The organism is Shewanella sp. DC2-4 (assembly GCF_013248875.1).
GTDB lineage: Bacteria > Pseudomonadota > Gammaproteobacteria > Enterobacterales > Shewanellaceae > Shewanella > Shewanella oncorhynchi.
Map to the genome: position 1 here is coordinate 2,200,431 of NZ_JABRVR010000002.1, position 25,662 is coordinate 2,226,092.

The 25,662-nt window shown below is 43.4% G+C and carries 18 protein-coding genes and 2 tRNA genes; 8 read left to right on the plus strand and 12 right to left on the minus strand.

Annotated elements, in window-relative coordinates:
- The first annotated feature begins 204 nt into the window (after positions 1-204).
- Entirely contained in the window at positions 205-1,752 is a 1,548-nt protein-coding gene (locus HQQ92_RS10460; RefSeq protein WP_028760089.1) for a LysM peptidoglycan-binding domain-containing protein, read from the plus strand.
- A gap of 139 nt (positions 1,753-1,891) precedes the next feature.
- On the opposite strand, the gene HQQ92_RS10465 is transcribed toward HQQ92_RS10460, so the two are convergent.
- Genes HQQ92_RS10465 through HQQ92_RS10475 form a run of 3 tightly spaced genes read right to left on the minus strand, consistent with a single transcriptional unit; the run spans position 1,892 to position 4,890 of the window.
- Positions 1,892-2,512, minus strand: coding sequence for a BsuPI-related putative proteinase inhibitor (locus tag HQQ92_RS10465; protein WP_173245159.1), 621 nt, complete (start codon positions 2,510-2,512; stop codon positions 1,892-1,894).
- Positions 2,512-4,338 (minus strand): AsmA family protein, encoded by a 1,827-nt coding sequence (locus tag HQQ92_RS10470; protein WP_173245162.1) that lies wholly within the window; start codon positions 4,336-4,338, stop codon positions 2,512-2,514. The genes HQQ92_RS10465 and HQQ92_RS10470 overlap by 1 nt, the downstream gene beginning before the upstream one ends.
- Positions 4,339-4,395: 57 nt before the next feature.
- Complete coding sequence (locus HQQ92_RS10475; RefSeq protein ID WP_028760092.1) at positions 4,396-4,890, minus strand: putative 4-hydroxy-4-methyl-2-oxoglutarate aldolase; 495 nt, start codon at positions 4,888-4,890, stop codon at positions 4,396-4,398.
- 220 nt (positions 4,891-5,110) lie between these two features.
- Here HQQ92_RS10475 and HQQ92_RS10480 point away from each other — a divergent pair, with 220 nt between their 5' ends.
- Entirely contained in the window at positions 5,111-5,431 is a 321-nt protein-coding gene (locus HQQ92_RS10480) for a hypothetical protein (protein ID WP_028760093.1), read from the plus strand.
- Between the two features lie 251 nt (positions 5,432-5,682).
- Here HQQ92_RS10480 and HQQ92_RS10485 read toward each other — a convergent pair whose 3' ends face one another.
- Complete coding sequence (locus HQQ92_RS10485; protein ID WP_173245165.1) at positions 5,683-7,455, minus strand: DUF885 domain-containing protein; 1,773 nt, start codon at positions 7,453-7,455, stop codon at positions 5,683-5,685.
- Between the two features lie 312 nt (positions 7,456-7,767).
- Here HQQ92_RS10485 and HQQ92_RS10490 point away from each other — a divergent pair, with 312 nt between their 5' ends.
- The 3 genes from HQQ92_RS10490 (at position 7,768) to HQQ92_RS10500 (ending at position 11,296) form a co-directional block, all read left to right on the plus strand.
- Positions 7,768-9,171, plus strand: a complete 1,404-nt coding sequence (locus tag HQQ92_RS10490; protein ID WP_173245168.1) for a DEAD/DEAH box helicase — start codon at positions 7,768-7,770, stop codon at positions 9,169-9,171.
- A 61-nt stretch (positions 9,172-9,232) separates the two neighbouring features.
- Positions 9,233-9,733, plus strand: coding sequence for a peptidylprolyl isomerase (locus tag HQQ92_RS10495; RefSeq protein WP_105252328.1), 501 nt, complete (start codon positions 9,233-9,235; stop codon positions 9,731-9,733).
- A 672-nt stretch (positions 9,734-10,405) separates the two neighbouring features.
- On the plus strand, positions 10,406-11,296 hold the full coding sequence (locus tag HQQ92_RS10500) for a DMT family transporter (RefSeq protein ID WP_254451399.1): 891 nt from the start codon (positions 10,406-10,408) through the stop codon (positions 11,294-11,296).
- 146 nt (positions 11,297-11,442) lie between these two features.
- On the opposite strand, the gene HQQ92_RS10505 is transcribed toward HQQ92_RS10500, so the two are convergent.
- Positions 11,443-11,565, minus strand: a tRNA-OTHER gene (locus tag HQQ92_RS10505).
- Between the two features lie 269 nt (positions 11,566-11,834).
- Positions 11,835-13,895 carry a TonB-dependent siderophore receptor gene (locus tag HQQ92_RS10510; protein WP_173245174.1) on the minus strand — a complete coding sequence of 687 codons (2,061 nt, stop codon included), beginning with the start codon at positions 13,893-13,895 and terminating at the stop codon, positions 11,835-11,837.
- 77 nt (positions 13,896-13,972) lie between these two features.
- Here HQQ92_RS10510 and HQQ92_RS10515 point away from each other — a divergent pair, with 77 nt between their 5' ends.
- Positions 13,973-14,374, plus strand: a complete 402-nt coding sequence (locus tag HQQ92_RS10515; RefSeq protein WP_173245177.1) for a Cd(II)/Pb(II)-responsive transcriptional regulator — start codon at positions 13,973-13,975, stop codon at positions 14,372-14,374.
- 196 nt (positions 14,375-14,570) lie between these two features.
- On the opposite strand, the gene HQQ92_RS10520 is transcribed toward HQQ92_RS10515, so the two are convergent.
- Entirely contained in the window at positions 14,571-14,867 is a 297-nt protein-coding gene (locus HQQ92_RS10520) for a hypothetical protein (protein ID WP_173245180.1), read from the minus strand.
- 63 nt (positions 14,868-14,930) lie between these two features.
- Here HQQ92_RS10520 and HQQ92_RS10525 point away from each other — a divergent pair.
- Positions 14,931-16,108 (plus strand): IS3-like element ISSba5 family transposase gene (locus HQQ92_RS10525; protein ID WP_173245183.1). Its coding sequence is split into 2 segments (ribosomal slippage): positions 14,931-15,189 and positions 15,189-16,108, totalling 1,179 coding nucleotides; the frame shifts between segments, so codons are not numbered across the junction.
- Here the strand turns inward: HQQ92_RS10525 and HQQ92_RS10530 are convergent.
- From HQQ92_RS10530 to HQQ92_RS10550, 5 genes are all read right to left on the minus strand, one after another.
- Entirely contained in the window at positions 16,027-17,064 is a 1,038-nt protein-coding gene (locus tag HQQ92_RS10530; protein ID WP_173245186.1) for a P-loop NTPase fold protein, read from the minus strand. The two genes, HQQ92_RS10525 and HQQ92_RS10530, sit on opposite strands and share 82 nt — an antisense overlap.
- A gap of 306 nt (positions 17,065-17,370) precedes the next feature.
- Positions 17,371-19,158 carry a DUF6538 domain-containing protein gene (locus HQQ92_RS10535; RefSeq protein ID WP_173245189.1) on the minus strand — a complete coding sequence of 596 codons (1,788 nt, stop codon included), beginning with the start codon at positions 19,156-19,158 and terminating at the stop codon, positions 17,371-17,373.
- 131 nt (positions 19,159-19,289) lie between these two features.
- A tRNA-Ser gene (locus tag HQQ92_RS10540) sits at positions 19,290-19,377 on the minus strand.
- Positions 19,378-19,590: 213 nt separating this feature from the next.
- The gene (locus HQQ92_RS10545; RefSeq protein WP_173245192.1) at positions 19,591-21,585 is read right to left on the minus strand and encodes a methyl-accepting chemotaxis protein; all 1,995 of its coding nucleotides are present in this window, start codon (positions 21,583-21,585) and stop codon (positions 19,591-19,593) included.
- Between the two features lie 278 nt (positions 21,586-21,863).
- Positions 21,864-22,496 carry a YchE family NAAT transporter gene (locus HQQ92_RS10550; protein WP_006081420.1) on the minus strand — a complete coding sequence of 211 codons (633 nt, stop codon included), beginning with the start codon at positions 22,494-22,496 and terminating at the stop codon, positions 21,864-21,866.
- Positions 22,497-22,814: 318 nt separating this feature from the next.
- On the opposite strand from HQQ92_RS10550, the gene adhE reads away from it, so the two are divergent.
- The gene (gene adhE, locus HQQ92_RS10555) at positions 22,815-25,418 is read left to right on the plus strand and encodes a bifunctional acetaldehyde-CoA/alcohol dehydrogenase (RefSeq protein WP_173245195.1); all 2,604 of its coding nucleotides are present in this window, start codon (positions 22,815-22,817) and stop codon (positions 25,416-25,418) included.
- Positions 25,419-25,662: the final 244 nt, after the last annotated feature.

Here is a 25,662-nt window from a genome sequence, read left to right on the forward strand (position 1 = left end):
TCAAACAGTTTTTCTCATTTTTGATGATGTAAGTCAAAAATGACCTTACATTATGTACGATAATTAAGGGACAAGATCGAAAAGATCCCATAGAATGGCTCGTTTTGCGTGAAAACTTTGCGCGCTGCGTCGTCTTTATCTTCATATAAAACATACTGTTACTATAAAGAAAAGCGATGCACTAACAGAGGACTACCGTTTTCAATGAGAGTATCACTTTATGTTGTTGTAGGGGGATTTGCCCTACTCACAGGCTGTCAAACATTAGACAACCATGGCGTTAACCAAACAGAAGTTGAAGCCGTCACAACCGAAAATACAGTCCCAGAATATTACCTCGCAACCGAGGCTCCATCGGCGCAAATTACCGATGTATGGGAGCGAATTCGTCAGGGCATGCAGTTACCGGTTCCAGATCAAAAATTGGTGAATCAATACCGTGATTGGTACATCAAAAATCCACAGCATCTGGCGATCATCTCGGAACGTGCTGCACCTTATATGTACATGATTGTAGAAGAACTTGAAAAGCGTCATCTTCCTATTGAGATAGCTTTGTTACCCATAATTGAAAGCGCCTTTGATCCTTCCGCATCATCGACTGGCGCGGCATCTGGTCTGTGGCAATTTACCACACCTATGGCCAGTCATTTCGGTTTAGAAATGAACTGGTGGTATGACGGTCGCCGTGATGTCCCCGCATCAACGACTGCGGCGCTCGATATGCTGGAATACCTCTACGATAAAACCAATAACAATTGGCTTTATGCCATTGCTGCCTATAACTCGGGTGAATCACGGGTGCTCAATGCAATCAAACGTAACGAGAAAAAAGGCTTAAAAACGGATTTTTGGTCATTGGATTTGCCCAGAGAGACGGAGCGCTATGTGCCGCAACTGCTCGCACTGGCAGAAGTCATTAAACACGCTGATGAATATGGTATTTCTTTAGCGCCAATTGACAACAATCCGACTATTGAAGTGGTTGATATTGATAGCCAAATTGATTTAGCCATGGCGGCAGGTTTTGCCAATATGACCACGCTTGAGTTACAAAAACTCAACCCAGGTTATAACCGCTGGGCTACATCGCCACTTGGTCCGCACACCTTAGTGCTACCAATTGATAAATCGGAAGAATTTAAAAAGGCGCTCGCTGAAACAGAAACCGAAGATAGGATCAGTTGGTTACGTTACACGATCAAATCTGGCGATAGCATTGGCAAGATTGCTACGCAGCACCATACGACCGTTGCCGCTATTCGCGCCGCCAACGGCATGAAAAGCAACACGATCGTCGCAGGCAAGCATTTGATTATTCCTGTCGATGCGCAAGACAAGCAGCTTTATGCCCTGTCAACTAAGCAGCAATTGCCGAAAAAATCACATGCTGCAGTTGAATCAACAAAAATTGCTTATCAGGTTAAGTCAGGAGACACACTCTCAGAAATAGCCCAAGCCCATAAAGTGACGGTGAAACAACTCAGCACTTGGAACAAATTGGCTAAGAATAGCAAGCTACAAAACGGTCAGAAGTTAGTGATCTTAGCACCAAAGGAGCTTGAGCAAACCGCACAAATTCGTACTGTCAGCTACAAGGTAAAATCCGGTGATTCACTTGCCCGTATCGCCAATAAATTTAACGTAACTGTTGCCGAGCTACTCGAGTGGAATAGCCTAGCGCAATCACAGTATTTACAACCAGGCCAAGTGATCAAATTAGTGGTTGATGAAACTAAGTTGAGTGCGTAAGGACTACACTGGCGCATAGTTCGAACGGATTAGTGCTATAAATCCTAAGAAAATTGAGCCATAGATAACAAAAAGGCAGCAACCCTATCGGATTGCTGCCTTTTTCTATTACGGGCTTTCTCTATTATGAGAGGCGGCGTTATTCCATCGTCAGTAATAAGACAACGGGCGCCATAACAACGGCATCAGACTCTAATGCTTTAGCGGCAAAATGCGCTTCTAAGCGAGCACCATTTGCAGGTATTCCTGCAAATGCTTTGGGCGGAATACTAAATGAAGTCGTGATCACTTTCCCTGCCGCCAATTGGCTATCACGTAATGCTTGGGTAAACATCATATCATCCGACCAAGCCCACAGACGTTTGCCCTCTTGCGTTACCAACCACAAATCCGCCGTCATCCCAGAGTTATAACGTAGGCCGACAGCATAGGTTTGTGGATTTGTCACAGTCAATGTCGCCTTAACCGACTGCTTAAAATCGATAAAAGGTTCTAGAGTTAATTCGCCGCGAAGCAAGCCTTGTGCCTTTTCTGCCATCACAGGTTCAGCCTTTAATGTCGGAGTGCTTTTAAGCCCAGAAACATCGAGCGCCAGATCGGCAGCGCGAATAATCTCAGGCTGAACGGCCGCAGCTGTTGTAGTCTCCCCCTTGGTTGACTGACTCGTGTCAGCGGCTTCGGGCGCCGAGCACCCAACAAGTTGCCCGCCGACAAAAGCACTCGCGCAAACAAGTAATGCGTAACGCGTTGAAGCAACCATTAAAAACCGCCTAGTTTTTTCAATAAGGAGTCTTTTAATTTTTCCTTAGCTTTGTCGGTTTCTTCCTTTAGCTGATTATTCAGTAAGGCTTTAGTATCCAAAGCATATTCAGGTTTTTGGAAAGTGCCTGTAATCGCCAACGGAATGTCAACTCCAGCCAGCGCATCTTTGTCGCTACCACCCTGACCCTTCAATGAATTCACTAGGCTAGCGGTTAGTCTGTAGTCCAAGGCTTCAGTCAATAAATTCGCAGTGCCTTTACCATCCAAACGCAGTAAAGGCGAAGACAAGGCAAGATCTGGATTCGTGGCAACGCCATTATCCAACGAGAAACTGCCCGTCAGACTCGAGAAGTCAGTTTTGCGCTCCGCCTTCGTTTCTGGCGATAAGTCGCCCTTTAACTTAGCTTGTGCGCTGCGGATCATCTGTGGAATATTTACCCCGTACAGAGCACCGTCATTAATATCAAAATGACCATTCGCTAACAGGTTTTTCTTTAACTGCTCAGGGATCAAACTCTTACCTTTCCCCTTCACATCAAAGTTGGCTGTACCGGCCAATAAATCCACATCCGCCGCATCTTTCAGCAAAGGACGAATTTGTACGCCCGTCACTTTTTTATCAAATTGATAACTCGCCACTGCTTGACGAGCATCAACCTGAGCGCTCACCAGCAACTGACCTTGATATAAATCCGCATTCAGCTTCGTCAGATCTAACACGCCATTTTTAATGCCCACATCCATTAACCAATTTTGAGTCGACAGATTCGCGACCTTAATAGACTTAACAGTCAACTTGAGTTTTACATCAAGCTGCTTAAGGGCAGAGAGATCAGGCTCAACTGCCTGAGAGTTTGCTGCTGGCGCTTGTTCAGCGGTGGCGGTGGCCTCTGTTTTAGGTAACAGTGTATCTAAATCAATATCGCCGACTTGAAAATCAGCATTAATTTGTGGAATTTTCGTACCATAATTCACACCCACTTTACCCGCAGCGGTAATGCTCGCCGCGGTAAGCTGCGCAATATCGACGGACAATTGCTGTTTATCAAGGGCGATTTGAGTTACTAAGCTGACAGATGTTTCGAGTTTCTTGTTCGGAATACTCTCACCTTCCACCACAGTATCAATTTTCAGCCCATTGATAACGAGTTGTTTAAAGTCTCTACTGAGTTTTAGTTCACCTTTAGCTTCGCTACTTACCGTCATATCCGGCATAGTTGCACTGAATTCAAAGGCGATAGGCGCAAATTTATCTAAGGAGAACTCACCTAAGGTGAAGCTACTTAAGGTAAAGACTTGAGTCTGCTTATTAGCTTCGTCAATCATATTAATTTGGGTATTGGTGATAGAAATGCCACCAATATTAATGTCGTTAAGTTTGGCATTCGATGAAGATTCGGCAGCAGCTGGAGACGCTGTTTTTGGGCTATTATCGCCGCTCAACCCATCGAAACTGTTAGTGCCATTTTTACGGGTGACTAAATTGATCGTTGCGCCATCAAGACTCAATTCTGCAATTTCAATTTTCTGACTAAACAACGGCATGAGCGCCACTTCAGCAACGGCTTTTTTGACTTCTAACATAGCCTTAGGCGTAAAACCTTCAGGGTTAGATAAAGACACCCCCCCTAAATTAATACCTATGACAGGGAAAAATGTCCAAGATAAATCGTCAGTAATGACTAATTCACGACCCGTTTGTTTTTTTACGGCATCGACTATTTCAGGTTTAAAATCATTAGGGTCGAAAAAGACAGTGAGATAAACGGTGACTAAAAGAATGAGCGTCACCATTAAGGCTAAGAGCCACTTAATGAATTTCATATAAATATCCTTATCAAAAACAACTTGAATTTATAGCAACTAATGCATTTAGAAATGTTAATTTAAAAATGCAAAGTTCAACATTTCATCACTTACTGCAATACCATTTTCATCGGCATAGAGCATCATACCGGGCTTAACCGTCACGCCCCCCATATCGACAGCCACATTAATTTGGCCTTGACCTAACTTTTCGGTTTTTATCGGCATAGCCCCTAAGGCAAAGACACCTAAGCTGAAAGTATTTAATCTCGCCACATCGCGAACACAACCATTAATCACTATCCCTTGCCAACCATTATCTAAGGCGCTCTGCGCTATGAGGTCACCTAATAGTGCGCGGCGCAGAGAACCGCCGCCATCGACAACGAGCACTTTTCCATGCCCATCCTGTGCAAGTATCTCTTTTACCTTTGAATTATCCTCGAAGCACTTTACTGTGACTATCTCGCCCCAGAAGAGCCGTTTACCACCAAAGGGTTTAAATGCAAGGGGAAGTAACTGTAATTTAGACGGATAGTGGTCGAATAAATCTGGTAGTAGATCAAGCATTTGAATCTCCATGATAGTCTATAACTTTAGACTACTCATAATTGTAGACCCCGACAAGGTCAAAGCAAAAATCAGCGGAATTTTTTATTTCATTTTAACGTGCAAAGGCTTGGTGTATATTGGCATAAGCATTATAATCTGCGATAGTTAACGTCCTATGACACTCTTTAAAGTTTCATAAATTTGTTCCCACACCTCTTTGTTATAAAGCGAAAACCAAATGACAACTGATCTTGATTTACAGAGCGCAATCGCAGCTCTTGATGAGTATGGATATGATAAGAAAGTCTCAACGGATCTTGAGCAAGCACGTAACAAGCAACAAATGGGTAAATATATTAAATCTCTCGACTATAGTTTACGTCGATTATTGATATTACAAGAAACCGTTAATGAGTTAGTGGAAGAAAAGAAACATCAATTAGCTCAGCAAGAGAATATTCAAACCTACAAAACAAAAATCATTAACTTGTCGAGAGAATTTAACATTTCTTACGATGAAGTATTAGCGCTGATGGCATCATCTAAATCTAAGAAGTAAGTTTATCGCCATTGTGCTCTATCACCACGCAGTTAAATTGTTTGATTAACATCTGCATATGCCATATAACGAAATATATACTTTTTCGGTTATATGGCAGAATTTTCGGCTTTTCATTATTCGCACAGTGTTAACGATTTCATTTCATAAGTAACAATGCCAACTTATTTTCAGCTCACACTATACCTGTCTAGCGATTTTGCATAAAAAAGCAGAGCCTGAGCTCTGCTGATTTATATCAATATGCGAACTTATTTGCTCTGCATTAATTGGCGAATATATTTCACTGGTGCACTACCATAACTCAAGAATGTTTCGTGGAAGGTTTTAAGGTCAAAATCTTTACCTTGCGATTTTTTGTATTCTTCACGGAAATCATAGATTTCTCGATAACCTGAATAGTAACTCGTCAGTTGCACTTGACTAAGTGTCGCACGGCGCCACTTACCTTCGGCTTCAGCTTGCTGTTGGAAGGCTTCATTCATCATCAGGGCAATAGCTTGGTCTTCAGTCATGCCTTTCACATGAATGCTGTAATCCAAAATAGTGTTACAGATAACACGTAAATTCCACTTGTAGTACATCAACCACATTTCAGGCTCAAAATTGCCATAGCCTTCTTCTAACATCATACGCTCGGTATAAACCGCCCAACCTTCGACCATCGCGCCATTACCAAATAAACTTTTCACTAAACTCGGAGATTGATTAGAGTAAACGAGTTGAGTGTAGTGCCCTGGGATGGCTTCATGAATATTGAGGATTTGCAGGATCCAGTGATTATATTCACGTAAGTAACTCTCGGCAGACTCATCACTCATGCCATCGAGCGGCGTCACGTTATAATAAGTATTACCTGACTTCTCATAGGGTCCAGGCGCACTAATTGACGCTCCGGCATAACCACGCATATATTCGGGCGTTTCACGGACAACGAGTGGCTTTTTAGGATCTAATGTGACTAGTTTTTTCTTATTTACAAATTCAATCAGCTCTGGAATTTGCTTACGCACTTCATTCACGAATTCATCGCGCTGAACATGCTGAGTCGATAATTTATCGATTAATTGGCGAATGGCGAGCTTACTGTCAGCAGGCTTTGGCGTAGTAAAATATTTAGGCCATAACTTATCGGTAATTTTGGCCATTTCTCCTTGAACACGCTCTTTATCGGCTACGGCTTTTTGATATAGCTGTTTCGCCGTCATTCCCGCTTGGATATCAAAGGCAAATTTTTGCTCATATAACGCCTCGCCAATTCTAAAACTACGTGCTCCATCTTTTTTAAGTTGAACCACTAATTTGTCTAACCAAGCGATATGGCCGTTAATCGCGGCATTTGCTGCATCAAAACGCGTTTTAAATAACGCTTTTTCCGCATCAGTCAGACCAGAGTCGGCGACCTGTTTTAATAAGTCATCGGAAAAAACCGAAAATGCACCTTGATTCTGCAACACTGCTAACTCAGTGTGCTCCAATGTTGGTTTGCTAATGTTCGCCTGCGCAGCAGCATAATAAGCTGGCACATTTTCTAAACGCGCTAATACCGAACGTAATCTGTCATCTAATGGAGCGAAATTTTCATTGATGATTTGGGCAAAACCACCCGATACGTTGTAACTTGAAGGATCCCACTGCCAAGATTTAAAACTGTCAATTTCCCATGCCATGCTACCGAGTAAATTGTCGATCAGATGGTAATCAATCAGTTCATTCGGCGTTAGCGACTTTTGCTCGAACTGAGTCAATTGCGCTTGCTGAGCTTTCACAAACGCTAAGGTTTTTGCTCGACCTGCTGCATCGGGGATTTCAAGGTAACCATCGTTAACATGCTTGCCACTGTATAAGGCCCAAGTCGGTGATAATTCCCACAATGAATCAATAAAGGATGCTGAAAATTGCTCAAATGAGTGGGCTTTAACTTCAGGTGCGACTACGGGCGCGGTTTGACTCGTATGGGATTGACAACCAGCAAGGCTGGCCAGCGATAGCACTATCGCAAGGGAAATAGCGTTTTTTTTCATTATTATGGGTCCTTTGTTAAGATTTATCAGGCATACAAAAATTACCTCAGTTAATCATATTGCCCCAATAATTGCAGCTATGTTAGCCATGAATACATGCGCGGTTACAAAATTGTAAGTTCTCAATATTTTACCGCCTATCATTCGCCTATTCGACGTATAAGCCCCTCTTTACCAAACACACACACAAATAATGATAATCGCCTATTCTGTTTCACCTCCTGCTATAATATCGCCCTGCTCCACTGTTCATGCTTTAGCGTAACAGTTTGCTTATACATTATTGACCTGACCCTTTACCTGAGACATTCAATGCCATTTTCCAAACTTGGATTAAGCGATCCGATTTTAAGAGCCATCACTGAGCTCGGCTATTCACAACCTACTCCGATCCAAGAAAAAGCCATTCCGGTGGTCTTGAAAGGCAAAAACCTGCTTGCTGGCGCGCAAACAGGTACAGGTAAAACCGCCAGTTTTGTGTTGCCAATACTGCAAATGTTCGCCGAGATGCCGAAAATCCGTGCTAAACGCGTTCGTGCATTAATCTTAACGCCAACCCGCGAATTGGCCGTTCAGGTAGAAGACAATATTGCCAAGTACGCAAAATACCTGCCGCTGACGTCTATGGCCATGTATGGTGGCGTGGATGCCGCACCGCAGAAACAACGTCTTATTGAAGGCGTCGATATTCTAGTGGCAACACCCGGTAGATTACTCGATATGTACACCCAAAGAGCGATTCATTTCGATGAAATCTCGGTATTAGTCCTAGATGAAGCCGATAGAATGCTCGATATGGGATTTATCGAAGACATCAATAAGATCATCGAACGTCTGCCAACAGAACGCCAAAATCTGTTGTTTTCTGCAACCTTATCTAAGCAAGTGCGCTTTTTAGCGAAAACAGCGGTTGAAAACCCTGTCGAAATTGAAATTGCCCGCGACAGCGCAAATGCACCGCAAATCGACCAATGGTTGATCACTGTCGATAAAGATAAAAAGTCGGCCCTGTTAAGCAAACTCATCACTGAACAAGCGTGGGAACAGGCACTGATCTTTATCCAGACGAAACAAGGCGCCGCCAAACTGGTTAGCCAACTCGAAAAACGTGGCATTGCCGCCGAAGCCATTCACAGCGGTCGCAGCCAAGCGGTACGCGAGCAATTATTAGTGGATTTCAAATCTGGCAAACTACGCTTTTTAGTCGCGACTGGCGTTGCTTCCCGCGGTATCGATATCGACGCCCTCACCCGTGTGGTCAATTATGATTTGCCCGATGAAGCCGATGATTATATTCACCGTATTGGCCGAACCGGTCGTGCTGGCGCCTGCGGCGAAGCCATCTCCTTTGTTTCTAAAGATGATTTTAGGAATCTATGTGCTATCGAGCGCCGTCTAGGTCACCTCATAGTGCGTAAAGAAATTGAAGGCTTTGTGCCGAACAAAGAAGTGCCTGTGTCTATTCTCGATTTTGTGCCCAAAAATACTACGCCAAAAACCTTTAAAGCCCGGGCACCTGAGGCCAGATACTCGCGCCCCGCGAAAGAAGGCTCCTTTGAAACCGCCCATGCGAAAAAGCATCGCAGCGCGAAATCAAAGCCAGAGGTTAAAGCCAATGTAACACGGCCGCAATCTATTCAGACTGACAATGATAACGATACAACGGGTCGCAGCGCGCCCTTTAATCCGTGGAATAGCGGCCCTAAAACTAAGTAATGACTCAGTACAAGTCGTGACTTATTAGATATAAAAACTCATTAAGATAGAAGATATTAGCATGATTACATTTAGCACCAATCTAGGCGACATCACTATAGAACTCGATTTTGAACATGCGCCTGTCAGTTCAAAAAACTTTGTCCGCTATTGTGAAGAAGGCTTCTTTGAACACACGATTTTTCACCGAGTGATCAAAGGCTTTATGATCCAAGGCGGCGGGTTTACCGCAAAAATGAAGGAAAAACCGACCCACGAGCCTATCGTTAACGAAGCCAACAAAGGCCTAAGTAACACCATAGGCACAATCGCTATGGCTCGCACCGATGCGCCTCACTCGGCCACCGCGCAATTCTTCATCAACACAGCCAATAATGACTTTTTAGACCATACTGCCACCACCAATAACGGTTGGGGCTACGCGGTATTTGGTAAGGTTACGGCGGGAATGGACATTATCCAGCAGATTGAGAAAGTCAAAACCACCACGGTCGCTGGCCACGAAGACGTGCCCCGTGAACCTATCGTCATCGAGAAAGTAACGATTAATATCCAAAGTTAATTTTTAAAACAATAATACTTTTTCGTTAATATGATTAATCGCGCAGTTTTAATTGAGCGATTAATCATTTTCCCAAAGTTATTTAGTTAACTTTTCTGTACGATTCAACGCAATTTCATTTTATATAAACCTAAAAACACTAAATCCCCAATACAAAATCACTTAGTGTAAAATCAACTGATGGATTATTTAAGCGTTCCCATTATTGACTTAAGACTACTACATATAAAATTAACCTCACAATATAAACCTCTTTCAAACAATGTTATTCATCATAAAAGCTGAAAAACAGCAGCACATACCTGACATCAATATCTTAGACTAGCTGCACAAGTTGATAATATTAAAACAATACACCAACCATAATCCTTATGGTAAAAAGAGGCTTAACTTGCCATCTGATATAGATAAAGAAACCATATCTGTATCTATTATCATTTCTTGCTAATGCTTATTATCCCTATTTATTTTTAAGCCAGAATCATTATTACCTTAAGCAGCGAATCCTATTCAGATAAGCAGAGAAAGCTTGCTATAGTGATCAGAAAATGATGTTTCTATTGGATTCTAATAAGCTATATCGTAACTTCTGTGCCTTTGTTGATGAAACCAGAACTCTCATGACAAAACTTTTTGACTAGAGATAACGTCTAAGCATTTAGGGAATTTATTTTGAATAATAGAAAAGGTAGTCTGTTTATGGTTGCTGCGATGGCAGCATTTTCTATTGAAGACATGCTGATCAAATCCGCAGCAGAAACCACCTCTATCGGCCTCATTTTAGCGTTATTTGGCCTAGGTGGAATGTTGATTTTTATACTGTTAACCTGGCGAAAGGGTGAAACGGTCCTTCATCCTGCAGTCTTGTCTACCCCCATATTAGTACGTGCACTATGTGAAATCGTCGGCAGATTCTGTTTTGCTTTAGCCATCACATTAACACCACTCTCAAGTGCATCCGCTATTTTGCAAGCCACACCTTTAATCGCCATGCTTGGCGCGGCATTGTTGTTCGGTGAACAAGTGGGTCATAAGAGATGGCTTGCAGTATTGATTGGTTTTATGGGCGTGCTGATGATCATTCGTCCAGGACTTGATGGTTTTGAGGCCACATCTTTATTCGCCGTTATCGCTACCTTAGGTTTTGCAGGACGCGATTTAGCAACACGCGCAGCTTCTCCCGTGTTATCTAATATGCAGCTTGGAGTGTATGGTTTTTTTGTGTTGATTCCTACAGGCTTAGCGATACTGATTTACCAAAATGAAGCAATACAGTTTAGTGCTACCGCAGCAATACAGATAATTGGAGCAATCGTCTTTGGTGTAATGGCTTATAATGCGCTGACAATCGCTATGCGCACTGGAGATGTATCGGTAGTAAGCCCCTTTCGTTATACACGTTTACTCTTTGCCTTAGCTTTAGGAATATTTATATTTGGAGAATCCCCAGATTTGCTGACTATTCTTGGAAGCCTACTCATAGTATTAAGTGGCGGCTATACCTTAGTTCAAGCGCGTAAAAGAATGACAACGAATAACATACCTAATGCTGAAAAAACCTAAGGACTCGCAAAAAATAGCTAATCGAGTGTCAGAAATGCTTGGTTTCACCAAGGACACAGAAGGAGAATAAAACGGCAATTTTGCCCAGCTTTTGCCCCAAAGCAACAAAGGGAACCAGTAAGATACTGATTCCCTTTGCTTGAATTTGGCGGTGAGAGAGGGAGTCGAACCCTCGAATCACACGCTTCTCTAACAAACCCTATAAAATCATAGTGTTGTGCACCTTGATTTTTTCAGATTGTACCAGCTTTTTGTACCACTTTAAATACTAGAGGAGCAGACTTTTCAAGTCGACTCCTTCAAAAATAATACTGATTACTGCATCTGATGTTACCTGAAATCAAGTATTAAATATCGTATATAACTCAACTCGCGTCGGGACATAGGTTAAGCCCGAAAGCCAATACAATCTTGAGTGAAGAAGTCCCATCGAAAAAATAGTACTGTAAGTTTGAGCATGTAGTGACTTGATATAAGTAACTACAAGTTCATCCCTAGGTTTACTCCGAATACCAGCAAGCAAACCTAGGCATACAGTTTATCCAAATTTTATCCTGACTCCTGCATTAGCAATAAACCCATCATTTCGAGACCAGATATCGGTAGTCCATTGTCCTGCTGGACTCCTTTCAGGCAACAGCAACGGATGGGTATCGCTCTGTTTGATATTCAGCAGGTTTTCCAGATTGATGAACCAACTGTAGCGGCCAAATGTCATTTCTCCCATTAGGCCTAAGTGCCAGTAGGGTTCCGATTCGAATAGATAAGGATTGTCATTTAGACGTTGAATGCCAGTGTAATAGGCCTCAAATCCTGCTCTAAAGTTTCCGTGTTGTTCCCACATCGCGACAAATCCAGCGGAATGCTTAGGCGTTAACGCAATAGCTCGACGTGCTGTGTTATCTTGACTGGATTCAGTAGCGTCAAGATATAGATAACTCGCCGTCAGCTTAAGGTCGCCAAGATAGTAACGCAGTAGCATTTCAGAACCGCGAATACGGCTTTCGCCCTCTGCGTTGACTAAACGGACTCGGTTAGGAGTCTCATTATTTCCCACAGTGAATTCTTCAAGTTCGGTGACATTGCTAATATCTGAACCGAACAAGGTTAAACTCGTCTCTAAATCGTCGAAGCGGTAAGTAAAATCCAGTGAAGCTGTTTTGGCGGTTTCTGCTTTGAGCTCCCCTAGAGGCTCAAGTCTTGATAACCCTGCCGCTTCAATTTCTTCCACAAATGGGGTTGGAGCATAATAACCTCGGCCATATGAGCCTCGTACAGTAAAATCATCAGCTCGATACAAGAGCGAGAACCGTGGGCTAAGCTCACTACCGTACTGGCTATGGTCATCCATACGAGCACTGACAGAGGCAATTAAGTCTTCGGTCAAGTTATAGTCGACAAGGGCAAAGAGTCCCGGCACATCGAAGGAATAATCAAATTCAGAATAATTATCTGAACTGTAGGTTTCTGATTGATACGCTGCACCAATGACCCAATCCAAACGATCAAGGTATCCAGATAGACTCGCTTCCATCAGGTAATTACCATGCCTGTCATTGTCGTTATCAACGCCATAGCCATGGAAGTGTTCTTGCACCATGGCGGAAGCTCGGGTGCTAAAGGTCAAAGTATCGGCCACGGGGCGATTGTAGACTATGCCACCATCCATCCGCTCAGAGTTCTGAGTTTCAACAAAGGGATTGCCGTCTGCAACAGTATACCCGTTTAGTGTCCCACCTCGACGGTTCTCTGTCATATAGCCCGCTGTAAGATAAAGATTGTCACCGTTTTCACCCTCGATGAATAATCTTGGTCTCAAGGTATAACGTTCATACTCTGGAAGATCTGCCCAACCATCATCATCTATGTCTTCGATACTTTGATAATGAGCTCCCGTGGTAATTGAGCCTTTGATGTTCTCACTAAGTGGAGACTCTGCGTAACCAGTAAAATCTTGGCCATTTTTAGATGTCAGATTTAAAAGTGTCTCGCCAGCAAATTCATCTCCTGGTCTTCTAGAAACCAAATTAATAACCCCCCCTAAGGCTGAGCCACCATAAAGGGATGAAGCAGAGCCCTTAATAACCTCGACTTGGCCTAAATCCGTAGGAGGTATTTGAAGTAAACCGAGTGATGAGGCTTGATTCCCGTACAGAGGTAAGCCATCAGCTAATAGTTGAGTATAACGCCCATATAAGCCCTGTAATCTTACATTAGCACTACCAAGAGCTGGAGACGTCGTTTGCACTCTAACCCCACCTGTTTCAGCCAATAGCATAGAAATATTGCCCGGACGCATAGCGGCTTTTTCTTCAATTTCTTCACTAGTGACAACTTCGATTCTTATTGGCTGGTCGTCAACAATCCTTCCAAGACGAGTAGATTGAACCAAAATACGCTCCATACCTTCGTCATGTTCATCTGTGTGTTCATCACTCTGTGGCTCATGGGTATCATCATGTTCATGCAGATTAGTTGTCTCATCTTCAGTTTGAGAGACGTCTGTGTGCAGATTGTTTTTTGTATTGGCCTGTACTTCATAGGTTGCAGTGGTGCCCATGGTTAATATAACGAGGGCTAAAGGCGATAAGAAATGCATTTGTCAATCCTATAGCGTTGAATGTTGAGTAAGTGATACGATGCAAGGCTAAAGGTTACAGTAACTGGAGGGTCAAGTTGAAAATCAGTGAACTGGCATTAGCTTCACAAATACCCGTAAAAACAATTCGCTTTTATGAGCAGGAAGGATTGCTCCCCGCCCCTAAGAGGATGGCAAATGGTTACCGCTACTACTCTCAGAATGATGTAGAGACACTGATTTTTATCCGTCGCTGTCGAGCACTAAATATTGCTCTGAGTGACATTCGTCGGTTGGTTGAAGTCCAACAACATCCTCATCATTCCTGCGCCGTGGTAGATGAAATCATTGCCGAGCAACTCGAGCACATACGTCAAACTCAACGGGAGTTAGCGAAGCTAGAAACATCTCTCTCATCCTTAGTCTCCTGTGATAATCACCAAGTCAGCGACTGCTGCATCCTAAAGCGACTCAAAGATGAGGACTGCCACGGTAATTAGGCTTTTCACATAAAACTTGGAATAGAGGTATTCTTCTGCCAGTGTAGATGGCCGGAAATTTTTTCATGGTTAACTCTAATGACTCAATTCTTCGTTTGCTCTATTCCCGATTATGCCGGCAGACGTAATCGATTTAAGTAGAAAAAAACATCAGCATCTGTTGGGTGCATAGGCATCATAATGCTTACGTTACATACTAGGGGTACTGCCCTGTTATGATATAGACAGCAGACCTATAAGTTGGATCTGCTGAAACCTCTTTATGAACAATATCTCTATCTCTGCTGTCACACACTGCTTTACTAATTAAATGCTCAGCTAATACCTCACTGCTACTATGAAGAGAAGCAAATATTTCCTTAATTTGCGGTAAGGTTTTTCCTGTATATTGCAGTTGACGGATTGCATCGCCCCCCCCCCAGTACCCCCCCTGATATTTCAAAATACTCTCAATGAGCTCCCAATCTTCCTGTAACTCAGTTTGTAGTGGCACACTAATTTTGGCCACCTAAATAGAGGTGATATTATTACCTCGTAGATGACTTTAGGTGAACACATGAGATCGACAACCAGAAAAACATTTAGTGCTGAATTCAAACTTGAAGCAGCCCAATTAGTCCTCGATAAAAACCATAGCATCATCGAAGCTGCAAAGGCGATGAACGTAGGTAAGTCCACTATGGATAAATGGGTGAGACAGTTAAAACTAGAACGCCAGGGTGGCACACCAAAAGCATCTCCGATTACCCCTGAACAAATTGAAATCCGTGAGCTGAAGAAGCAAATAGCTCGTCTTGAGGAGCACAATCTTATCCTAAAAAAGGCTACCGCTCTCTTGATGTCAGACTCGATGAACAATTTACGCTAATCAGCGCACTCAAGCAGAGCCACTCTATTCTCACAATTTGTAATGCATTCAAAGTGCATCGAAGTAGCTATAAGTATTGGCTAAAAAGAAAAGAACATATTGATACAGACTTGACTATTTTATGCAGTGAAGTGAAGGCCGCACATCGTATTAGTCATGGCTCTGCCGGTGCGCGAACGATAGCGCAATTAGTGACTAACAAAGGGATTGGTCTCAGTCGTTATCGAGCCCGTAATCTAATGAAAAAGCTTGGGTTATTAAGCTGTCAGCAGCCTAAGCATTCTTATCGGAAAGCGACACAAGAGCATGTTGCAATCCCCAATACGCTTAATCGACAGTTTGCAGTAACTCAACCAGATCAAGTGTGGTGTGGCGACGTGACGTATGTTTGGGTCGGTAATCGCTGGGCCTATCTAGCCGTTGTTTTAGACTTATTTTCCCGCAAACCTGTTGGATGGGCTTTGTCATTATCACCAGATAGTGAGCTGACCTGTAAAGCTTTGAAAATGGCATTTGAGTTAAGGGGTAAGCCTGAGAATGTGATATATCACAGCGATCAAGGTTCGCATTACACAAGCTTGAAATTCAGACAATTAATATGGCGTCTTCAGATTGAGCAAAGTATGAGTCGCCGCGGGAATTGTTGGGATAACGCACCAATGGAGCGTTTCTTTAGAAGTTTGAAATCTGAGTGGATACCCGTAAGTGGTTATGGGAATTTTACAGAAGCAGATAAAGAGATCACAAATTACATCACTGGATATTACAGTGAGACCAGACCCCATCAATATAATGGTGGGTTAACGCCAAATGAGTCAGAACGTTTATATTGGAATGACTCTAAAACCGTGGCCAATTTTACTTGACCAATACAAGGAGCTGAAAAGGGAACAGGGATACGTTTAGATATAAATTCTCGGCCAGATTGGCTCTCGTCAACAGAACTTTTTTCAAGAGCTTTTGCAAGATGCTCTTCAGAGTATGGCAGTAGAATGCGGAAACGCTCATTTCCCAATGATGTTAAGATTTCTATGTCACTCCAGAGTTCACGAGCGATATCTGGTGCAATGCGGTCGATGTTGTCAATCACTAATAAAAGCGTTTTACCGTCAGGGACAATTTCGACAAACGCAGAAAATGCCTCTCTCAACTCGATGGCTCCAACTTCTCGATTGATATCAATGGTTTCGCTAATTACATCTTTACTGTTACGCTTTACTAAATCACCTAAGCTGATATTCGAGCTAAGGCACCTTATGCCAGCCCAAAGCAAAGCTGGCGTAGCAAGAAGTACCCACGATATAATACCTGACGTTATATTTAGGTTATCTTTGCCATTTATGAACTCGAACAAAAATGTCAGAGCTGGGCGTAGCTGCAATGCTGCAACAGCAAGCAAGAAGCCGAAGAATATAGCGGTTAAAGAAATATGACTTTTTGTGTCTTTGGTGTATTCGAGACGCTGACCGAGTGCTTTTTCAACCGCTTTCTGTAAAGAGTGAAGTTCAGTCGTACTTTTTTTACCAAGGATTTTCTTTAGTTCTACTTCAATAGTTTTTATGAGAGCAGGTTTAAGATTCTTATGATATTGGTCCGCATCGAAAGTCACTATATGGAAACCGTTGGCTTCAATTTGTTGTTTTAGGATATTAATGACAGTGCTCTTACCAGCCCCTAAATTCCCCTCAATCCCTATGATATGCAAGCTACTATTGCTGTGTAAAACCTTGGCAATTGCATCGGCGACTTGTTTATGTCCTTGTCCGCTGAAGAGATCGGTATCTACAGGCTTTTCATTCTGATAATTTCTACTTGCATCCATTTAAGCTTAATACTCCTTCAGTGAACTTTATTTTATTCAGCAGCATATCATATAAACATGCCAGCTACACTTTGCTAACAACACTTGATTATACGCAACCAAACAGCCTAACTAGGCAAATACTTAAGTTAGTGAACTTTCTATAACGCCTTGAACCATCATCGAATTTCTAGATACTTTTGAGTTAAATTTTAAATGGACCTCAATCACTAAGCAGTTTTGACCTGCGTGTAATGGTATACAACTACCAATTCAACTTTTATGAATTAGAGCAAAGAGCTTATAATATTCATGTATCTTCACTAATTAAAAACACCACTTAGGAATATCTATAACAGGCATCCGATCTATCGCCTGATGCAGTTCTGAGTAAATGCCATAGTTTCGCCCCGTATTCCCCGCATTAGAGTGCCCTGTTATCGCATTTTGAATATCCTCACGCATCACCTTCCTTGCCTCTGTAATGAAGCGATGGCGGAACGCATGTAGCGGTTTGAGTGTGTCATAATGCTCAATATTGAGCGTCATAAACGCCTCTTTGAGGTGCCTTGCAACCGCTAGATGATACTTAGCCTTATTGTTTGCTTTGAGTACCGGAAACAAGCGGCCATCAACGGGCAAAGAGTGAAAGTAATCGAGCAGTCCCAACTCGATGAGAGATCGACATACTGGCACTTTCCTTGATTCACCCGTCTTAACAGATTGGTCGTCCCTCACCTCTTGGATATGGAAAAACCATAGCTGTGGGTCGTCCTTATCCTGCTTAATGTCTTTCACATAGAGTTGAGCAATCTCTTCAGCCCTTGCTCCTGTATAGGCTAGGATAGCGGGTAACCAGTAAGGTGCCTCACCATACCTTGCTTTCTGAGCATCTGTTCGAGCTAGAAAAAGTGGTAAGGAAAAAATCTGTGATAGCTCAGTGTTTGAATAGCCCGGATCTCTCACTGTCCTGACAGCTTCTTTACCCGGAGAGACTTGGTGACACGGGTTTTTCGGCAAGATATCCAATTTCACCGCTTGCTGGAAATAGCCTGAGATAAGCTTAAGTTCCTTATCAGCGGTATTGATGCTAACCCGAGCCAACCCTTGCTTATTTGCTATCTCAATTTGCTTCTTAAAGGAGAGATCTCTGACATCATGTGTTGGCTTACTGGGACATTGAATGATCCAATTGAAGAAGTTACGCATATCAATCTTTTGGATTTGACCTATTGGCTTAGTGCCGAAAAACTCGATGAGTCTGTTGCATGGTCGATTGCGGTCTGCTTGCCATGACTTAAAGGCCGTCTCTCCTAAGATGAGACTTTTTTGAGTATTAACCCATTCAACCAAATGAGAAACGGTAGATGATGTTGAGACATCCCCTCGGGTAGCCATAACATCAGGAACGACTTCTAACCCTGATTCAGCTAGTGCAGCAAGACTGTTATCAGCAAAATCCTGCACATTCCCTAAGTCACTTCGTGGCATGAACAGTGGCTCGAAGCCTCTATTTCGCTCCCGTCGTGTATATACTTCTAGGTCAAATGCAGAATTACACAGCCTAATAATAGCTTCAGCTAATTTGACAGAGAGATACAGCCTAGCGGCATGGGAAAAGAGTTGGCACTGAGACAGAGTGAGAGCTTCATCAACGAAATCGTTCATGTGACTCATGAAGCGTTGTTCTGCTGATTGCTGGTGGAAAGTCCCTTCAGCGTCATTTAACGCCTCTAACGGATCGCTAAACCACTCTGCCATCGCTTCAAGGCCATCGGATGTCTCTAGGGTATATCGAGCGAGGATATCTGGCTGGCTTAGTCGTTGACGTTCATTAACGAACCAATGACTCACGATAGCATCTAATTGTGCAGGGTTAACTTGCTGCTCTCGTTCTTGATTATCATAACGCAACTGGGCATTAGCCGTGATAGCTTCAAACTCTGCAACAATGACTGATGCCCGAGATTTTGCTTCTGCTGCATCCTTAGTTTCAAGACTTCTTTTAAGCTCTGTTTTACCGTCTAAGAAAGGCCGTAAATGTGCAGGAATACCCTTGCGGATTTTCCACATTCCAGACTTCGGATCTCTGCGAGGTTGGATCATAAATGCCATCGTTTTGTACCACCCTTTTGTACCACCTTAAGGTGCCAAAGGTTGGTTAGCCATTGGATTAAGCAACTATAATTCAATAAGTTTTTGATAGAAATGAAAAAACCCGACCATGTGATCGGGTTCTTAGAATTTGGCGGTGAGAGAGGGAGTCGAACCCTCGATACGTTACCGTATACACACTTTCCAGGCGTGCTCCTTCGGCCACTCGGACACCTCACCATATGTCGATTTATGTTAGCGTGGTTAATCTTTCACGTTTAAGAATCACTAACGATTTTGTATAGCCTTGCCGAGAGGCTTTCATCGTTAACGGAGCGGTACTGTACGCAAAAGCCTAAAGGGGGTCAAGTAAAAAAGACTCAGTTTCAGGCGGTTGCACAATTGCTAAACAAACCGCCGTGATTTCTTGAATCTTTTCACCGTTTTATACCGTTAATTGACGGTAAATTTGTGCACTTCTTTTGACATTGAATTCGCGTCAAACGTCAGAGCTTTGGTCAGCTCCCTAAGCTCATCGGAGATCCTTTGAGTATTAAGGTAAATCTCACTGATCTTCAGTGCATTACGATTTACGTCTTCGGATACCGCCGATTGCTCATGAGTTGCTGTAGCAATTTGCTCGTTCATGCGGTCAATAATGTCTACTTGCTCCACAATACGTTTCAATTCGATACCTGCCTGTTCAGCTTCATGGACACTGCTATTAGCCTGAGCTAATCCTCTGTCCATGGCTTTTACTGCAATGCTCGCTCCCGCCTTCAATCTATCTGTCATATTTTTAATGTCAGAGGTCGAGGTTTGTGAGCGCTGCGCTAAACTTCGGACTTCGTCTGCAACTACAGCAAAACCGCGGCCCATTTCCCCTGCGCGGGCAGCTTCAATGGCGGCATTAAGCGCGAGTAAATTAGTTTGCTCAGCAATACTACTGATCACTTCAAGCACTACCACTATGCCGTGAATTTCACGGTCTAAATCGTTAATGGCTTTAGAAGCTCCACTAATATCGTCGGCTAACGCTTTGATCGCTTTGCTGGTTCGGCCGACTTCGAGGTTGCCTTCTTTAGCCTCTATATTGGCGGCGGAAGACGCTTCGGATGCCTGCACTGCATTGCTGGCAATCTCGGCCACTGTTGCACTCATTTCTGTCATAGCGGAGGCCACTTGTTCTGCCTCACTGTGGCCCGCCATCACATCTTGCTCCATGGCATGGGTACAGAGATCCATTTGCGCCACAGCTTGTTGCAATTTAGCGCCACTGGAACGTACATGTAAGATCACCTTTTCAAAATCACTCATCATATCGTTAAAGGCGATGGCGAGTTCACCGAATTCATCGGAGCTAGAGTGAGTCAGACGCACACTTAAGTCGTAATGTTTACGGGCTTGCGTGATGGTCGAATATAAGTGATGCACACTGTCATGCAAATAACGGATAACAGATAGACTCAATATCAAGACTATCGCCAATACTGAGATTAAGGTCGCGAGCACTAAGAACATTTTCTCATTCGCTAATGTTAATCTTTCATGGGTGGTATTAAGTAAATCTGCCGAGACTTGCTGTTCAAACTCACGTAATAGCTCAATCCGCGCGGTCGATTTACTGAACCACTCTTCAGGACTTTGTTGCAGGATTTTTTGATTATCTTGCTCGAATGCGATTTGACGTAACAGCTCAACGTCATGCATTGCAGCTGAACTCTGTAAACGGTTAAACGAGGATAATAAATCAGAATTTGCTAGCGCTAAAAAACGCTCTTGATAGGTATTTTGCTCCGAAACCAAAGTGATAAATTTGGCATAAACCTTAGGCTTAAATCCAGCTTGGCCAAAGGTTGAGCTGAGTACCGCCCTTTCAATCCCCGCCCTTTCCTTTAATTGCAAAAAAGCACTAAAAGCCGTCGCTTTAATGGCGATTTCTTGATTAGCACCCGTTTTTGCGGTTTCATCGACTATCGTCAGTAATAACTTATTTAACTCAGTGTAATAGGCGACTTCATCGGCGACATTGATACTTAAACTATCCACCTGTGAGCGGATTGCATTTAAACGCCCGAGTTGAGCATTTAGCTCTCTAAGTTTTGGGGCAAATATCTCCGGAAGATGATTCTCAGTGATAAAACGCTGATAGAGGCCGAGCTGCGTATCCGTTAATTGTCTTTGACTAGGTATTTTACCCGCAAACGCTTTTCCTGCTGAGCCAATAAATCCAGCACTCATGCCGCGCTCTTTTTGTAACTCATGCACTAAATTACTGTTGGTGACGGCTAGCTCGCTTAATTGCACTACTAAGGTTAAATCTTTTCTATATTCATATTTTTCAATGAGGTAAAGCGTGCCACATAAAAAACAGGCTAATAGTGGAGGCAAGACAACCATTAATAATTTTTGTTTTAGACTGAGATTACCAATCCATTGCCATTTCATAGAAATATCCTTTTAAACTTAGTTTTAGATCCAAATACCGAACACTAGGTATAGCATAATATCAACCGTAGGACGACTAAGGTTTATGGAAATTGCGCGAGCTAATATCCTGATAAACGAGGATTTCCCCCATATTCCATCAATTGTTTAGATTTTGCTAATCGCAGAGCAAACTTAAGAAACGTCAAACAAGGATCAGATAGAAATAAAAAACGCATTGAAAATTCCAATGCGTTTTTCTAGAGAAAGGAACACTTAATCTGTGACTGAAGATGACTCTAGCTGAAAAGCTGTGGGAATAACCCCTTCACACCAGCCGCAATGACTTCGATACCAATAGATAACATCAAGAGTCCCATGAGACGGGTAATCACGTTAATACCCGTTTTGCCGAGGATCTTATAAATGATAGATGCCATTCTAAACAGGCCAAAACTTACTAAACCAAACACTATCACAGTAATGAACATCGCAATAATGTTCGACAATGAATTATGCTCAGCGGCAAAGACAATCACCGAACTAATAGCGCCAGGTCCCGCCATCAGTGGCAAAGCCAAAGGCACAACCGCCACAGATTCCATCGCCGAGGATTCGCGGTCTTCCTCTTGGTTACGCTTCACTTCACCTAACTTACCTTGCAACATTGACATCGCAATAATGGCAATCAGGCTGCCACCAGCAATTCTAAAGGCAGATAACGAAATGCTGAACATATTCAGAATGTGCTGCCCCGCCACAATCGTGACTAAGAGAATCACCACAACCGCAAAGTTCGCTACTTTACCCGTGTGATTCCGCTCAGCCTCCGTTTGATGGCTGGTTAAGCTCACAAACACAGGCAACAAGCCAACCGGATTAATGATGGCAACGAGGCCAAGAAAAAATTTAACGTAAAGAGTTAACTCCAAGGGACTATCCTTATGTGCGTGTCACGCCGTCTTCATCAAAATAAGCTTGAGGGCAAGTATAGTATCTCAAGCGCTATTGACTGAAAAATGAGATTTTTGAGGTTAAATCACAACTTCGAATAATATTTAGTTATCGAAGCCGATGCATTTTCAGCGCAATTTTAAACAAACAAGTTACCCTAAGTGTAGTTTTATTACATAAAAGCACGATATTGTCGTTGACATCACACTTTCAACGTGGCTTTAGGTGTAATTTTCTACCATAAAGAGGATTTAGTGAATGCCTTGATTCACTAAATCTTTTTAGGAGTATTAATCATGACAGTGACCAATGCACAAGAACTGGATCTCATGGTCGAGCGAGTGGCGAAAGCACAAGCCGAGTATGCAACATTCAGCCAAGCGCAAGTCGATAAAATTTTCCGTGCAGCGGCCCTTGCCGCTGCCGATGCGCGTATCTCGCTGGCCAAAATGGCCGCTGCAGAAACCCGCATGGGTGTGGTTGAAGACAAAGTAATTAAAAACCACTTTGCCTCCGAATACATTTATAACAAATACAAAGATGAAAAAACCTGCGGAATTTTATCTGAAGATGTCACCTTCGGTACTATTACCATTGCTGAACCCGTAGGCATCATTTGTGGCATAGTCCCCACCACGAACCCCACATCGACCGCGATATTTAAGGCCTTAATCAGCCTTAAAACCCGTAACGCAATCATCTTCTCGCCACATCCTAGGGCCAAAATATCGACCACAACTGCAGCAAAATTAGTGCTTGATGCTGCCATAGCCGCGGGCGCGCCCAAAGACATTATTGGTTGGATTGATGAACCCAGCGTTGCACTATCAAATCAATTAATGACTCACCCTAAGGTGAATTTAATCCTCGCAACGGGTGGCCCAGGCATGGTGAAAGCCGCCTACTCTTCCGGTAAACCCGCGATTGGCGTAGGTGCGGGTAACACGCCTATTGTTATCGATGAAACCGCCGACATCAAACGCGCGGTCAGTTCGATTCTCATGTCGAAAACCTTCGATAACGGCGTCGTTTGTGCGTCAGAGCAAGCGGTAATTGTGGTCGACAGTATTTATGAGCAGGTTAAAGAGCGTTTCGCAACCCACGGTGGCTATATGCTATCGAAGGATGAAGCCGCGGCGATGCAACACGTCATTTTGAAAAATGGCGGTTTAAATGCTGATATCGTTGGCCAAAGTGCTGCCAGTATCGCGAAAATGGCGGGCTTTGAAGTGCCGCACTGGACCAAAGTGTTGATAGGTGAAGTCACCGATATTTGCGACAGTGAAGCCTTCGCCCATGAAAAATTATCACCACTGCTTGGCATGTACCGCGCCATCGACTTTAACGATGCCATGGATAAAGCCGAAGCCTTAGTCGCACTCGGCGGCATTGGCCACACATCAGGGCTTTATACCGACCAAGATACCCAAACAGAACGTGTGCATGCCTTTGGTTTTAGAATGAAAACAGCACGTATTTTGATCAACACCCCAGCTTCACAGGGCGGCATTGGCGATCTGTACAACTTCAAACTGGCGCCTTCGCTCACTTTAGGTTGTGGTTCTTGGGGCGGCAACTCGATTTCAGAAAACGTTGGCCCGAGTCATCTGATCAATAAAAAAACCGTCGCTAAGAGGGCCGAAAACATGTTGTGGCATAAGCTTCCTGCATCTATCTATTTCCGCCGCGGTAGTTTGCCCATCGCGCTCGAAGAACTGAGCGATAAAAAACGCGCCTTAATCATCACAGACAGATTTTTGTTCAATCACGGTTATTGCGATGAAACCATGCGGATTTTAAAAGCCCAAGGCCTTGAAACCGAAATTTTTTACGATGTTGAAGCCGACCCCACATTAGCCATAGTCCGTCAAGGCGCTAAGGTCGCTCAAAGCTTTAAACCCGATGTGATAATTGCGCTCGGCGGCGGCTCACCAATGGATGCGGCTAAGATTATTTGGGTAATGTACGAGCATCCAGATGTGGATTTTGCCGATCTAGCATTGCGCTTTATGGACATTCGTAAACGTATCTACAAATTCCCTAAAATGGGCACCAAAGCCATGATGGTGGCAATTCCAACTACCTCAGGTACAGGTTCAGAAGTCACACCTTTTGCGGTAGTGACAGACGAAATAACAGGTAAAAAATACCCGATTGCCGACTATCAACTTACGCCAAATATGGCGATTGTTGATCCAAATCTTGTGATGGACATGCCTAAATCCCTCACCGCCTTTGGTGGCATAGATGCGGTGACCCATGCATTGGAAGCCTATGTCAGCGTGATGGCGAATGAGTACAGTGATGGCCAAGCGCTACAAGCCCTCGACTTACTGTGCAAATATTTACCCGATGCCTACAACTTGGGTTCACAATCACCTGTCGCCCGTGAAAAGGTCCACAATGGCGCCACTATTGCGGGTATCGCCTTTGCTAACGCTTTCCTTGGGATTTGCCACTCAATGGCACACAAACTGGGCGCCGAGTTCCATCTCGCCCATGGCCTAGCCAATGCGCTGCTGATCAACAACGTAATACGCTTTAACGCAACGGATCTGCCCACTAAGCAAGCGGCCTTTAGCCAATACGACAGGCCAAAAGCCCTGTGCCGTTATGCTGCCATCGCAGATCACTTGAAACTAGGCGGAAAGACGGATGAAGAAAAAGTCGAAAAATTGCTTGAGAAAATCACACACCTCAAGAAGACGATTGGCATTCCTGCTTCTATCCAAGAAGCCGGTGTCAACGAAGCCGACTTCCTCGCCAAGTTAGATGAATTAGCCGAAGATGCGTTCGATGATCAATGTACCGGTGCCAACCCACGTTACCCATTGATTAACGAGCTGAAACAACTGTTCCTCGATAGCTATTATGGCCGTGACTATAGCGACAACAACTAGGTAATCACCTAACTATGCTAAGCGCGTGCTAAATAAACACAGCGCGATATAAATGAAAAAGCCCTCGAATGAGGGCTTTTTACTGCGTGATGTTCCGTGGCTTACCTAGTTAATGAGTGACTGAATCGATGCGTTAACAACACGAACGTAAAATCACTTCACTAGCCGCTAGCTCAACGGGGCATCACTCAACTTACGATCACTAAGCTAATCACCACTTAGCTGAGCATCACAACAAACTACG